This is a genomic window from Pseudomonas sp. LAIL14HWK12:I1, assembly GCF_003202095.1.
Taxonomy (GTDB): Bacteria; Pseudomonadota; Gammaproteobacteria; order Pseudomonadales; family Pseudomonadaceae; genus Aquipseudomonas; species Aquipseudomonas monteilii.
The window spans coordinates 921,500-935,726 of record NZ_QJKG01000002.1 but is presented as its reverse complement, the minus strand read 5'-3'; the positions used below and the strand labels follow the sequence as shown (position 1 = coordinate 935,726).

Genomic DNA, 14,227 nt, shown 5'->3' with positions numbered 1-14,227 from the left:
CCTCTCCCAGCTACACTGTCCTATCGAATAGCCGTTGCTGTCCATCGCCCCTTACAAGAGCAGGACCACCCGCCATGTTCGATATCAAGCAGTATCCCCAGGCCCTGGCCGTCAGCCAGTCTGCCGCCCTCACTCCCGACGAATACCGCCGCCTCTACCGCCAGTCGGTCGATGACCCCGATACCTTCTGGGCCGAACAGGCCAAGCGCCTGGACTGGATCAAACCTTGGTCCAGCGTGCAGCAATGCGACCTGAAAACCGGCAAGGCCCGTTGGTTCGACGGTGCCCAACTCAATGTCAGCTACAACTGTATTGATCGCCACCTGTCCCAGCGTGGCGAGCAGACCGCACTGCTGTGGGAAGGTGACGACCCGAAAGACGCCAAAGCGATCACCTACCGCGAACTGCACCGCCAGGTCTGCCGCCTGGCCAATGCCCTGAAGGCACACGGGGTAAAGAAAGGCGACCGGGTATGCATCTACATGCCGATGATTCCCGAGGCCGCCTTCGCCATGCTGGCCTGCACCCGCATAGGCGCCATCCACTCGGTGGTGTTCGGCGGTTTCTCCCCCGATGCCCTGCGTGACCGTATTCTCGATGCCGACTGCCGCACCGTGATCACCGCCGATGAAGGTGTGCGTGGCGGCAAGCGCATCCCGCTGAAACAGAACGTCGACAAGGCCCTTGCCAGTTGCCCTGCCGTCAGCAGCGTATTCGTGGTGCGCCGCACCGGTGGCGATATTGCCTGGGTCGAGGGCCGTGACCTTTGGTACCACGAGGCAACAGAAAATGCCGGCAACGACTGCGCTCCCGAGCCGATGGATGCCGAAGACCCGCTGTTCATCCTCTACACCTCTGGCAGCACCGGCAAACCCAAGGGCGTGCTGCACACCACCGCCGGTTACCTGCTACAGGCGACGATGACCTTCAAGGTGGTGTTCGACTACCGTGACGGCGAGGTGTTCTGGTGCACCGCCGACGTCGGCTGGGTCACCGGCCACAGCTACATCGTCTACGGCCCACTGGCCAATGGCGCGATTTCGCTGATGTTCGAAGGCGTGCCCAACTACCCGGACACCTCACGCTTCTGGCAGGTGGTGGACAAGCATCAGGTGAACATCTTCTACACCGCCCCGACCGCCCTGCGCGCACTGATGCGCGAGGGCTCGGCGCCACTGCAGAGCACTTCGCGCAAAAGCTTGCGCCTGCTGGGCAGCGTCGGCGAGCCGATCAACCCCGAAGCCTGGGAATGGTATTTCGAGGAAGTCGGGCAAAAGCGCTGCCCCATCGTCGACACCTGGTGGCAGACCGAAACCGGCGGCATCATGCTTACCCCGCTTCCCGGCTCCCAGTCACTCAAGCCCGGCTGCGCGACCCAGCCCATGTTCGGCGTGCAACCGGTACTGCTGGACGAAAAGGGCAAGCTGATCGAAGGCCCCGGCGCCGGCCTGCTGGTGATCAAGGCCAGCTGGCCTGGGCAGATTCGCAGCGTGTATGGCGACCACCAGCGCATGGTGGATACCTACTTCAAGCCCATGCCCGGCTATTACTTCACCGGCGACGGTGCCCGCCGCGATGCCGACGGCGACTACTGGATTACCGGCCGCATCGACGATGTGATCAATGTCTCGGGCCACCGCATCGGCACCGCCGAAGTGGAAAGCGCACTGGTGCTGCATGACAGCGTCGCCGAAGCGGCAGTGGTCGGATACCCCCACGACCTCAAAGGCCAAGGCGTCTACGCCTTCGTCACGCCTATGAATGGCGTGACGCCAGACGACACGCTGAAGGTCGAACTGCTGGCCCTCGTCAGCAAGGAAATCGGCAGTTTTGCCAAGCCCGAGCTGATCCAGTGGGCCCCGGCTCTGCCCAAGACACGCTCAGGCAAGATCATGCGGCGTATACTGCGCAAAATCGCCTGCAACGAGCTGGACAACCTGGGTGACACCTCTACCCTGGCCGACCCCAGCGTAGTCCAAGGCCTGATCGACAAACGCCTCAACCAGTAACCGGCGGCCGCTGCTCATGGCCGCCCTGCACCGCAGGTCGCCATGGAAGCCCTTCGTCGCCGTATCGAAACCCAGGTCATGAGCCTCACCGGGCTGGCCCTCGGCCAGCTCGACCTGGAAACGCCCAAGGGCGACCCCGGCCTGTTCGGCCCTCACAGCATCAGTTGGCAAGTGCATGGCGACTTCCCGAGCATGCTTGTCGGCGGCATCAGTGCACTCATGCTGCAGTTACTGCACCCGCTGGCCCTGGCCGGTGTGTGGGACCACTCCAATTTCCGTGAGGACCTGATCGGCCGCTTGCGCCGTACCAGCCAGTTTATTTCCGGCACCACCTTCGGTTCCACGCGCGATGCCGAATGGCTGATCGACAAAGTGCGCACCATTCACCTACAGGTCACCGGCACTGCGCCGGATGGCCGCCCTTATGCGGCCAGCGACCCCGACCTGCTGACCTGGGTTCATGTGGCAGAGGTCAGCAGCTTCCTCGCTGCCCACTTGCGCTACCGCAACCCGCAGCTGTCGCGCGCCGAGCAAGATGCCTACTACGCCGAAATCGCCCTGATTGCCGAGCGCCTTGGCGCCCGTGACGTGCCACGTTCGTGCCAGCAGATCGAAGACTACCTGCTGCGCATGCGTGCGCAGTTGCGCTGCGACAGCCGCAGCCACGAGGTAGTCGGGATTCTGCTCGATGCCCCGGCCCCCAGCCGCCTGGCACAGCCGGTGGGCAAACTGATGCTGCACGCCGGTATCGACCTGTTGCCGGATTGGGCCCAGACCCTGCTCGGCCTGGAGCACGGGCCCTTGCAGCAGCGCATGATACGCCTGGGCCTGCGACGCACCGCACCGGTATTGCGCTGGGCCATGCGAGACGGTTCGGCGCACCGGGCCAAACGGCGCATGGGCATCGAATAAGGTCAAATGGTCGCCCCTGCGGAACTGATTTAACGTGCCATACTCCAAGCACTCCTGCTTAGACAGACGAAGCGACACATGTACAAAGGATTGACTCGCGCCGCTGGCGCAATCTTGGCCCTGGTGGCCCTCTACAGCCTGCTCGGCTTTCTCATTCTTCCCGGTGTGGCACTGCGCATCGCCAACCAGCAGTTGGCCCAGTACGCGACGGTGCCGGCCCACCTCGAACGGATCGAACTCAACCCCTTCAGCCTGGAGCTGACATTGTGGGGCCTGCAGATCGGCGAGACCGGCAAGGAACAGGTCGGGTTCGAGCGGCTGTACGCCAACCTTTCGCTCGACAGCCTGTGGACCAAAGCGCTGCACCTGGAAGCCGTCGAGCTCGACAAACCGCGTAACGAGGTGCTGTTTGCCAAGGACGGTAGCCTTAACCTGACCGGCCTGTTCAAGCTGCCCGCCAACGAAGCCAAACCAGACGAGCCCCCCAGCGATCCGTTTCCGCTGCGCATCGGTAGTATCAAGCTCATCGACGGCTACCTGCATTTCGAGGATTTGCGCCCCAGCGAGCCGATCGAGTTCCTCTACGACAACATGAACCTGGAGCTGAAAAACCTCAGCACCTTGCCCGACGACAGTGCCGACATGACCTTGGTGGCCAACGGCCCCAATGGCGGGCGCATTGATTGGAACGGGACACTGAGCCTGTCACCGATCGCCTCTGAAGGCACGCTGAAGATCACAGAAGGCAAGATGAAGGCATTCTGGCCGTACGTGCGTGATGCGGTGCCACTGGTGCTGGAAGACGGCGTGGTCAGCCTCGACACGCACTACAAGCTCAACCTCGCCAAACAGACGGAGCTGTTGCTGGAAAACGCCTCCGTGCGCATTGCACCGTTCGCCATCAAGGCGCCGGATGGCCGCCCCTTGGCACGCCTGGCCAGCCTGGAGGTGAGCGAAACCTCCGTTGACCTGGTCAAGCAACAGGTCACCGTAGGCAAAATCCGCAGCGAGAAACTCGAAACCTGGGCTGCGCTGGAAAAAGACGGCCAGCTCGATTGGCAAAAGCTGTTTGCCAGCCAGCCTGCCAAAGCCACGCCGAAGGAAAAGGCAGAGCCGGCAGCCGCCGAGCCGACACCTGAGCAGCAAGCCGCCAAAGAGCCGAGCAAGCCTTGGCAAGTGCTGCTCAAGGACGTGCAATTGCGCAACTACCTGGTGCACCTGGCAGACCGCAGCCAGAAAGAACCGGTAGCCTTGGACATCGGCCCGCTCAACGCCGACCTGCAAGGCTTCGACAGCCTCAACCAGTCGCCCTTCACGCTTAAGCTCGATACGGGCGTAGGCAAGCAAGGCAAGCTGCAGGCGGCCGGCCAGGTCAACCTGGCGCCGGTATGGGCCAAGCTGGACGTAAGCACCCGCGATATCGACCTGCGCGTAGCACAGGCCTATATCAACCCGTTCATCCTGCTGGAACTGCGCAGTGGCATGCTCTCCAGCGACCTCAAGGTCGACCTTAAGAACACCGCACCGCTGGCCTTCAATATCACAGGCAAGGCCCAGGTGAACCAACTGCACACCCTCGACACCATCAAGAGCCGCGACTTCGTCAAATGGCAGCAGGTGAACGTCGATGGCTTGTCTTATGTACACGGCGATGCGTTGTCGATCGACAAGGTAACCCTGCTGCAACCCTATGCACGCTTCATCATCAACGAAGACCGCACCACCAACGTCAACGACCTGCTGATCCCGCAACCGGCTGGAACCCCGGCGAAAAGCCAGGCCAAGCCGGCCGCAGCCAGCAGCGACAAGCCGCTGGGTATCCACATCGGCCAGATCGACATCAACGACGGCTCGGCCAACTTCGCCGACCTCTCCCTCACCCCCAACTTCGCCACGGCCATTCAGCAGCTCAATGGCCAGATCGGCACCATCGACAACCGCAAGCCGGTGCCGGCCAAGGTCGACGTGAAGGGCAAGGTCGACCGCTACGCACCGGTCACCATCAAGGGCGCACTCAACCCGTTCAACCCGCTGGCCAGCCTGGATATCGCCACCAGCTTCAAGCGCGTCGAACTGACCACCCTCACGCCCTACTCCGGCAAGTTCGCGGGCTTCCGCATTCGCAAAGGCCGGCTCAACCTCGACCTGCACTACCTGATTACCAACGGCCAGCTCAAGGCCGAGAACAAGGTGGTGGTGGAGCAACTGCAACTGGGTGAAAAAGTCGACAGCCCAGACGCAGTCGACCTGCCGATCCGCCTTGCGGTGGCGTTGCTGAAAGATACCGAGGGCAAGATTTCGATCGAGCTGCCCGTGTCTGGCGACCTCAACAACCCGCAATTCAGTGTGATGCCGATCGTCTGGCAAACCCTGCGCAACCTGGTACTGCGTGCGGCACAGGCGCCGTTCAAGTTCATTGGCGGGCTGATTACCGGCGGTGGCTCGGAAGACCTGGGCAACGTGGCTTTCGCCCCAGGGTCCAGCGAGCTCAGTGGCGATGCCCAGTCGTCCCTGGACAAGCTGGCATCCGCGCTGAAAGAACGCCCGGAACTGCGCCTGGAAATCGAAGGCACCAGCGCCCAGGCCAGCGATGGCCCGCTGATCGCCCAGCAGCGCCTGGAGCGTGAGTACCAGGCCACCTGGTACAAGATCCTGCAGCGCCGGGGCGACAAGGTGCCGGCCAATGCCTCGATGCTGGTGGTGGACGACAGCGATAAACCGGCAATGCTCGAAGGCATTTACCGCACTCGCCTGAAGCAGCAGCCACCTGCCGAATGGGAGCAACTGGGCCGCGACGAACGCACCACCAAGCTGCGCGAAGCAGTGATCAAGTCGTGGGCCGAGAGTACCGCCTTGCTGCGCACGCTGGGCCAGGAGCGGGCCAGCAGTATCAAGGATTACCTGGTGGACAAGGGCAAGCTGGAAGATGACCGGGTGTATTTCATCGATACCAGCCTTGGGCAGCCTGAGAGCGATGGGCGGGTGGTGACGCCAATGCATCTGGATGCTGAATAACCTCTGACAGCAGGTCTGGCCTCTTCGCGGGCGTGCCCGCGAATGGGCCGGCACAGGCATCAGACCAATCGCTGCCCCGACACCGCCGGGTGATACAGCGGCTGCACCTTGTTCCCCGCCGGGTCCAGCAGATGGAAGCTACGCGCCCCGTCACCGTGGTTGAATGGCCGGTCCAGCAGCGTCACACCGTGGGCCTTGAAGTACTGGTACCACGCCTCCAGCTCCTCCACGCTGTCCACAATGAACCCGTAATGGTCCAGCGTCTGCAGCCCGTTGGCCGCCCCTGCCCCACGCCCCAGCGAAAGGTTGTCGTTGCCACAGGTGAGGTACACCAGGTCTTCGTTGGCACGGTTCAACACCTCCATACCCAGCACATCGACATAAAAGCGTTCGCACTCTTCCAGGTTGGGTACCAGCAAGGCGATATGGCGCAAGCCATTCAGGCGGCCGGGGCGTGCAGGCAATTCGGACATCGGCGAGACTCCACTTTTGTATACAATTCATTTATGAATTTAAAACAAAAGGAGCGACTTGTGTATAGCCTGTTTATCAAGACCCGTGTGAAGCCCGGTTGCGCCGAGGATTTCCTGACAGCGATCAAGATCAATGCCGCGGCTTCTGTCGCCAACGAGCCAGGCTGCCTGGTATTCGATGTGTCGCAGGACCGACTCGATCCGGAGGTAATCTACCTGTACGAAATCTACCGCGATGATGCAGCCTATGAAGCGCATACCCAGACCGCGCACTTTCGCGACAGCCGGCCACTGGTGGAGCCGCTGATCGTCGAGCAGGAATGCTTCGAAAGCGATGTAATCGCCCTCAACCCGGGCTACTGAGCGCAAAAGCAAAGCCCCGGCACAGGCCAGGGCTTCGGTAGAGGTGGCCAAATCCGTTTGGCCGACGGGACATCCCTTATTCGGACTTCAGGCCATCAGCCGAAACGGCCTGGACGCCTTTGATCTTCTTGGCGATGGCGACTGCCATCTCTTTCTGTGCATCGGTAATGGCCACGTCGGACGACAGCGACACGACACCTTTATTGGTCTCGACTTTGATGTCACTGCCTGGCACGCCTTTCTCGGTCATCAGGTCAGCTTTGACCTTGGTGGTGATCCAGGTATCGGAGGTAGCTTCCTTGGCTTTGGTCACCTCACCGGCCGCCAGCGTCATGGGGGCCTGGGTGGACTGTTGGGCGAATGCCGCGTTAGCCATGGTCAGGGTCAGAGCGGTAGCAGTAGCGGCAGCAATGGCGAACTTCTTCATGTGGGTCACTCCTGTTTATCGAAAGGTCTGCGCCGTATGTCCTGGCGGCAGGTATGAAGGTAGGTGCATGTGCTGTGCCAGCTTTATCGCCACCACTTAACCCTTTTAAATCAATAGGTTAGCAAAAAGACATCACTTCCAGTGTCGTGCATTTTGCAACCTGCACGGTAAACCTGCATGCAAGATGCAAGTCCGCAAAAGGTTCCCGCAGCCCATGAAAAAAGGGCCCCGAAGGGCCCTTTTCCTGTTGCATGGCTGTCGCTTAGACGCCCGAGGCCTTAGCCGCGGCTACGTCCTTGATCGACAGCTTGATACGGCCGCGGTTGTCCACGTCCAGTACCAGTACTTCAACTTCCTGGCCTTCTTTCAGGATGTCGGTGACTTTCTCGACGCGAGCATCGCTCAGCATGGAGATGTGCACCAGGCCGTCCTTGCCAGGCAGGATGTTGACGAAGGCGCCGAAGTCGACGATGCGCTCAACCTTGCCGACGTAGATCTTGCCGATTTCGGCCTCGGCGGTGATGCCCAGGATGCGCTGCTTGGCAGCATCTGCAGCTTCCTTGGTTTCGCCGAAGATCTTGATCGAGCCATCGTCTTCGATATCGATCGAAGCCTTGGTCTCTTCGCAGATGGCGCGAATGGTGGCGCCGCCTTTACCGATGACGTCACGGATCTTGTCGGTGTCGATCTTCATCGCGATCATGGTCGGGGCGTTGGCCGACAGCTCGGTACGCGACTGGCCAATGATCTGGTTCATCTGGCCGAGGATGTTCAGGCGCGCTTCCAGGGCCTGGCCCAGGGCGATTTCCATGATCTCTTCGGTGATGCCGTTGATCTTGATGTCCATCTGCAGCGCAGTAACGCCTTTGGCGGTACCGGCTACCTTGAAGTCCATGTCGCCCAGGTGGTCTTCGTCACCGAGGATGTCGGTCAGGACCGCGAACTTGTCGCCTTCCTTGACCAGGCCCATGGCGATACCGGCAACTGGCGCCTTCATCGGCACACCAGCGTCCATCAGGGCCAGGGAAGCACCGCAGACCGAAGCCATGGAGCTGGAACCGTTGGATTCGGTGATTTCCGACACCACGCGGATGGTGTACGGGAACACGTCGGCGGCCGGCAGCATGGCCTGGACCGAACGACGGGCCAGACGGCCGTGGCCGATTTCGCGACGGCCAGCACCGCCCATGCGCCCACACTCACCTACCGAGAACGGTGGGAAGTTGTAGTGCAGCATGAAGGGGTCTTTCTTCTCGCCTTCGAGGGTGTCCAGCAGCTGGGCGTCGCGGGCAGTACCCAGGGTCGCAACGACCAGAGCCTGAGTTTCGCCACGGGTGAACAGTGCCGAACCGTGAGTTTTCGGCAGCACGCCTACTTCGATGTTCAGCGGGCGAACAGTCTTGGTGTCGCGGCCGTCGATACGTGGCTTGCCGTTTACGATGTTTTCGCGAACGGTGCGGTATTCGATTTCGCCGAAGATTTCTTTTACTTCGGAGGCCGTAGGCTGGCCTTCTTCACCCGAGAACTTGGCAACGGCCTGGTCACGCAGCTCACCCAGGCGCGCGTAGCGGTCAGCCTTGACGGTGATGGTGTAGCCCTGCGAAACCGCTTCGCCGAACTCGGCGCGGATGGCGTTGAACAGCTCGGTGTTGGCAACGGCTGGTTTCCAGTCCCAGGTCGGCTTGCCAGCTTCGGCAGCCAGTTCCTTGACAGCCTGGATAACGGCCTGGAATTCGTCGTGGGCGAACAGTACGGCACCCAGCATCTGGTCTTCGGTCAGCTCTTGAGCTTCCGATTCAACCATCAGTACGGCGTCGGAAGTACCGGCTACGACCATGTCCAGGCTCGAAGCAGCCAGTTGCTCGTAAGTCGGGTTCAGCAGGTAGCCGGTGCTTTCGTGGAAGGCAACGCGAGCGGCGCCGATCGGGCCTTCGAACGGAATGCCGGAGATGGCCAGGGCAGCCGAGGTACCGATCATCGCGGCGATGTCCGGGTCGGTCTTCTTGCTGGTGGAAACCACGGTGCAGACGACCTGCACTTCGTTCATGAAGCCTTCCGGGAACAGCGGACGGATCGGACGGTCGATCAGGCGCGAGGTCAGGGTCTCTTTCTCGGAAGGACGGCCTTCACGCTTGAAGAAGCCACCCGGGATCTTGCCGGCGGCGTAGGTCTTTTCCTGGTAGTGAACCGACAGCGGGAAGAAGCCCTTGCCTGGATCAGCCTGTTTGGCGCCTACCACAGTCACCAGCACGGTGACGTCGTTGTCGACGGTAACCAGCACGGCGCCGGTTGCCTGACGGGCAATACGGCCCGTTTCGAGAGTAACGGTCGATTGACCGAACTGGAAAGTCTTGATTACCGGGTTCACGGTTTCCTACCTTTTTCAGTGGCTCTTGGGGGAACTGGTTTCTTGCGAATTCTTGGGCAGAACGGGGAATCGGCCCCATTGACCGTCCAGATACAACACGAGGCTGGGAGCCTGGCACCAAGCGGAAAAACCGCTCAGCATTGCCAGGCTGCCAACCTCGGAGATACGCGTGGCGTGTCCAACGTCAGCGCTGCAAAACAGCCCTGCCGAAGCCTGCGACACGCCATGCACACCACTGACCAGGCCGCTATTAGCGACGCAGGCCCAGGCGACCGATCAGGGCGCTGTAACGAGTGGTGTCTTTGCCCTTCAGGTAGTCCAGCAGCTTACGACGCTGGTTAACCATACGGATCAGACCACGACGGGAGTGGTGGTCTTTATCGTTGGCCTTGAAGTGGCCTTGCAGCTTGTTGATGTTGGCGGTCAGCAGAGCAACCTGCACTTCCGGGCTACCGGTATCGCCGGCGGCTTGCTGGTATTCGGCAACGATCTGAGCTTTTTCTTCAACGCTGAGGGCCATTTGGCTTCTCCTGATAACGGATCCCGCAAGCGGGGTCCAATAGGCCAGGGACAAATCCCTGTATTAATAAAAAAGGTGTGACCGTGCCTACTGACAGCCACCCTTGATGCCGTGGGGTTCGGCTACTGCCTGGCCCCCCGGTTTCGGTCATTCCGACCGAATCAGCCGACGCGGCGCAATGCGCCCGTCTTCGCTCACTTCACCGATACCGATGAAGCGCGCATTGTGATCCTGTACCCGGACCATGCCAAATTGTGGCGCGTCCGGTGCGCGTACCGCCTGCCCATGCAGCCAGTAGAACGCACTGTGTTCGGACAGGCACACCAAAGGCCAGTCCTGCAGGCCGCTGTCCGATGGCATCAGGAAGCGATCGAGCGCTTCGTTGCCACCTTCGGCGTGGGCCTGTTCGAGCGCCTCGAGGGTGACCGTCTGTGCCAGCGCGAAAGGCCCGGCCTGGGTCCTGCGCAGCTCGGCAACATAGGCGCCACAGCCAAGGGCCTCGCCAATATCCTCCACCAGGGTGCGGATATAGGTGCCTTTGCTGCATCCTACGCTCAACCGTGCACGGGTGCCTTCGCACTCGAGCAACTCCAAGCGGTTAATAGTAACAGAACGCGCCTCGCGCTCCACTACCTCTCCTGCACGAGCCAGCTTATACAGTGGCTGGCCGTCACGCTTGAGCGCCGAGTACATCGGCGGTATCTGGCTGATCTGGCCACGAAAACGCGGCAACAGCGCCTCGATGTCGGCGCGACCAACGGTCACGTCGCGGGTCTGCAGTACCTCACCTTCGGCATCGCCGGTGTTGGTAGTCTGCCCCATCTGCATGACGGTTTCGTAGCCCTTGTCGGAATCGAGCAGGTACTGCGAAAACTTGGTCGCTTCACCGAAGCACAGCGGCAGCACGCCGGTTGCCAGCGGGTCGAGGCTACCGGTGTGGCCGGCCTTTTCCGCATTGAGCAGCCAGCGCACCTTTTGCAGGGCGGCATTGGAGGTGAAACCCAGCGGCTTGTCGAGCAGGATGATGCCGCTGACGTTGCGGCGGATACGTTTGACCTGGGCCACCGCTTACTCCTTGGTGTCCGGCTCGTCGGCTTCCTTGTGCATGCGGTCTTCGGCCACTGCACGTTCGATCAGCGCCGACAGGTGGACACCGCGGCTGACGCTTTCATCGAAGTGGAAGTGCAGTTGCGGCACGCTGCGCAGCTGCATCGAGCGGCCCAGGTGCAAACGCAGGAAGCTGGCAGCACTGTTCAACGCCTTCAGCGACTGCTGCACGGCATCTGGCGTTTCCTCGCCCATGACGGTGATGAACACCTTGGCATGGCCCAGGTCACGGCTGACGTCCACGGCGGTGATGGTCACCAGGCCAACACGCGGGTCTTTGACTTCGCGACGGATCAGCTCGGCCAGCTCACGCTGCATCTGATCGCCAATACGTTGGGTACGGCTATATTCTTTGGCCATTCTTGTTACCTGTAACTTAAAGCGGCAAACGCCCGGTCAGACCAATGCCTGACCGGGCGCTACCTGTAGAGGTGCTGAAAACCGCCGCGTAGAGAAGCGGTTTGCAGCCAGCTCACCCTTAGAGGGTACGAGCAACCTGGACTTTCTCGAAGACTTCGATCTTGTCGCCGACCTTGACGTCGTTGTAGCTCTTGACGCCAATACCGCACTCCATGCCGTTACGCACTTCGGCGGCATCGTCCTTGAAGCGACGCAGCGATTCCAGCTCGCCTTCGAAGATCACAACGTCTTCGCGCAGTACGCGGATCGGACGGTTGCGGTACACGGTACCCTCGATGACCATACAGCCAGCGATGGCGCCGAACTTCGGCGAACGGAACACGTCACGTACTTCGGCAACGCCCAGGATGTTCTCGCGAACATCGCTGCCCAGCATACCGGTCAGGGCCTTCTTGACGTCTTCGATGATGTCGTAGATCACGTTGTAGTAACGCATATCCAGACCTTCCTGCTCGACGATCTTGCGCGCGCCGGCATCGGCACGCACGTTGAAGCCGAACAGTACTGCATTCGAAGCCAGCGCCAGGTTGGCATCGCTTTCGGTGATACCACCGACGCCGCCACCAATCACGCGCACCTGAACTTCGTCGTTGCCCAGGCTGCCGAGCGAGCCCTGCAGTGCTTCCAGGGAACCACGCACGTCGGTCTTGAGGACGATGTTGAGGGTCTTCTTCTCTTCCTGACCCATGGTCTCGAAGATGTTTTCCAGCTTGCCGGCGTGAGCACGGGCCAGCTTGACCTCGCGGTACTTGCCTTGACGGAACAGGGCAACTTCGCGGGCTTTCTTCTCGTCGGCAACCACGGACAGCTCGTCACCGGCTTCCGGAGTACCGTCCAGGCCGAGGATTTCGACCGGGATCGACGGGCCGGCTTCCTTCACAGGCTTGCCGTTCTCGTCGAGCATGGCGCGCACGCGGCCATAGTTGGAACCACACAGGACCATGTCGCCCTGACGCAGGGTACCGTCCTGAACCAGGATGGTCGCCACCGGGCCGCGGCCCTTGTCCAGGCGCGATTCAACGACCACGCCACGACCTGGAGCGGTCGGGGTAGCGGTCAGTTCGAGAATCTCGGCCTGCAGCAGGACGGCTTCGAGCAGTTCGTCGACACCGGTACCCATCTTCGCCGAGACCTTGACGAACGGCGTGTCACCACCCCAGTCCTCGGAGGTAACGCCTTCGACGGCCAGCTCGTTGCGGATGCGATCGAGGTCGGCACCCGGCTTGTCGATCTTGTTCACTGCAACCACCAGCGGAACGCCAGCTGCCTTGGCATGCTGAACCGCTTCGCGGGTTTGCGGCATCACGCCGTCGTCCGCCGCCACCACCAGGATGACGATGTCGGTGGCCTTGGCACCACGGGCACGCATGGCGGTAAACGCGGCGTGGCCAGGGGTGTCGAGGAAGGTGACCATGCCACGGTCGGTTTCCACGTGGTACGCACCGATGTGCTGGGTAATACCACCGGCTTCGCCAGCAGCCACCTTGGCACGACGGATGTAGTCGAGCAGCGAGGTCTTACCGTGGTCAACGTGACCCATCACAGTAACGACCGGTGCACGCGACTCGGTCTGGCCTTCGAACTTGAGCGATTCGGCCAGGGAGTCTTCCAGTGCGGTATCGCTGACCAGGGTGACCTTGTGGCCCAGCTCTTCCGCGATCAGCTGAGCGGTTTCCTGGTCGAGCACCTGGTTGATGGTAACCGGGGTGCCCAGCTTGAACATGAACTTGACGACTTCAGCGCCCTTGACGGACATCTGGTTGGCCAGTTCAGAGACCGTGATGGTCTCGCCGATGGTCACATCACGGATGATGGGGCCAGTCGGGTTCTGGAAGCCATGCTGATTGCGCTTCTTCAGTTTGCTCTTGCCACCGCGGCCACGGCGTACGCCATCGCTTTCTTCATCGGTGGTGCGCGGTGCGGCACGTGGAGTCGGAGCCTTTTCCTTCTCCTTGACCTTGACCTTGATCGACACGCGCGGGGCTTCGCCACGACGCTCGCCGCCACGACGGTCTTCGTCACGGGTACGGCCTTCGTTGCGACGGGCTTCGTCCTTCTTGCGCTCGGCAGCACGGGCTGCGGCGTCTTCGGACGCCGGGGCGTCGGCGACTACCGGGGCCGGAGCAGCGGCAGGCGCCGGCTCAGGCTTGGCGGCTGGCGCAGGTGCGGATACAGCAGCTTCGGCGGCCTGACGGCGAGCCTGCTCTTCGTTGCGCTGGCGAACTTCGGCCTCGACCTTGTCGCGAGCGGCATTTTCAGCCGCGCGGCGCTCATCCAGCTCACGCTTCTGCTCAGCCTGAATTTCTTCAGGGCTGCGCTGCACGAATACTTTCTTCTTGCGTACTTCTACGCTGATGCTCTTGCTACCGGCGACACGCAGCGTACTGGTGGTTTTGCGCTGCAAGGTAATCTTGCGCGGTTCTTCCGCCTTGCTTTTGTGGCTGCTCTTCAAATGAGTCAGCAGGGTCTGCTTCTCATTGTCGGTCACTACCTGACCGGCGTCGGTGTGCGGCAGACCTGCCTCACGCATCTGCTGCAGCAGGCGCTCTACCGGTGCCTCGACCTCTTGGGCCAGTTCTTTCACCGTGACTTGCGTCATGCACTTCTCTCCTC

General features: G+C 61.3%; 11 protein-coding genes. 4 read left to right on the top strand and 7 right to left on the bottom strand.

Going from position 1 to position 14,227, the window contains the following annotated elements; all coding sequences use genetic code 11:
• Positions 1-74 precede the first annotated feature (74 nt).
• The 3 genes from acs to D906_RS09210 all read left to right on the top strand — a co-directional run bounded on the left by acs (position 75) and on the right by D906_RS09210 (position 5,936).
• Positions 75-2,009 (top strand): acetate--CoA ligase, encoded by a 1,935-nt coding sequence (gene acs, locus D906_RS09220; RefSeq protein WP_027614924.1) that lies wholly within the window; start codon positions 75-77, stop codon positions 2,007-2,009.
• Between the two features lie 42 nt (positions 2,010-2,051).
• On the top strand, positions 2,052-2,921 hold the full coding sequence (locus D906_RS09215) for an oxygenase MpaB family protein (RefSeq protein ID WP_025754261.1): 870 nt from the start codon (positions 2,052-2,054) through the stop codon (positions 2,919-2,921).
• A 78-nt stretch (positions 2,922-2,999) separates the two neighbouring features.
• Positions 3,000-5,936 (top strand): DUF748 domain-containing protein, encoded by a 2,937-nt coding sequence (locus D906_RS09210; RefSeq protein ID WP_025754262.1) that lies wholly within the window; start codon positions 3,000-3,002, stop codon positions 5,934-5,936.
• A gap of 59 nt (positions 5,937-5,995) precedes the next feature.
• On the opposite strand, the gene D906_RS09205 is transcribed toward D906_RS09210, so the two are convergent.
• Positions 5,996-6,409 (bottom strand): VOC family protein, encoded by a 414-nt coding sequence (locus tag D906_RS09205; RefSeq protein WP_010955354.1) that lies wholly within the window; start codon positions 6,407-6,409, stop codon positions 5,996-5,998.
• Between the two features lie 60 nt (positions 6,410-6,469).
• Between D906_RS09205 and D906_RS09200 the strand changes: the two genes are divergently transcribed.
• Positions 6,470-6,772: a putative quinol monooxygenase gene (locus D906_RS09200; protein WP_027614923.1), complete on the top strand. Its 303-nt coding sequence runs from the start codon at positions 6,470-6,472 to the stop codon at positions 6,770-6,772.
• 76 nt (positions 6,773-6,848) lie between these two features.
• Here D906_RS09200 and D906_RS09195 read toward each other — a convergent pair whose 3' ends face one another.
• The 6 genes from D906_RS09195 to infB all read right to left on the bottom strand — a co-directional run bounded on the left by D906_RS09195 (position 6,849) and on the right by infB (position 14,213).
• Positions 6,849-7,199: a BON domain-containing protein gene (locus D906_RS09195; protein ID WP_016712080.1), complete on the bottom strand. Its 351-nt coding sequence runs from the start codon at positions 7,197-7,199 to the stop codon at positions 6,849-6,851.
• 262 nt (positions 7,200-7,461) lie between these two features.
• On the bottom strand, positions 7,462-9,567 hold the full coding sequence (gene pnp / locus D906_RS09190; protein WP_019098153.1) for a polyribonucleotide nucleotidyltransferase: 2,106 nt from the start codon (positions 9,565-9,567) through the stop codon (positions 7,462-7,464).
• A 250-nt stretch (positions 9,568-9,817) separates the two neighbouring features.
• Complete coding sequence (gene rpsO, locus D906_RS09180; protein ID WP_003249971.1) at positions 9,818-10,087, bottom strand: 30S ribosomal protein S15; 270 nt, start codon at positions 10,085-10,087, stop codon at positions 9,818-9,820.
• A 147-nt stretch (positions 10,088-10,234) separates the two neighbouring features.
• On the bottom strand, positions 10,235-11,152 hold the full coding sequence (gene truB, locus D906_RS09175; RefSeq protein ID WP_019098154.1) for a tRNA pseudouridine(55) synthase TruB: 918 nt from the start codon (positions 11,150-11,152) through the stop codon (positions 10,235-10,237).
• Between the two features lie 3 nt (positions 11,153-11,155).
• Positions 11,156-11,554 (bottom strand): 30S ribosome-binding factor RbfA, encoded by a 399-nt coding sequence (gene rbfA, locus D906_RS09170; protein WP_009685351.1) that lies wholly within the window; start codon positions 11,552-11,554, stop codon positions 11,156-11,158.
• Positions 11,555-11,672: 118 nt separating this feature from the next.
• Entirely contained in the window at positions 11,673-14,213 is a 2,541-nt protein-coding gene (gene infB / locus D906_RS09165; RefSeq protein WP_019098155.1) for a translation initiation factor IF-2, read from the bottom strand.
• Positions 14,214-14,227 lie beyond the last annotated feature (14 nt).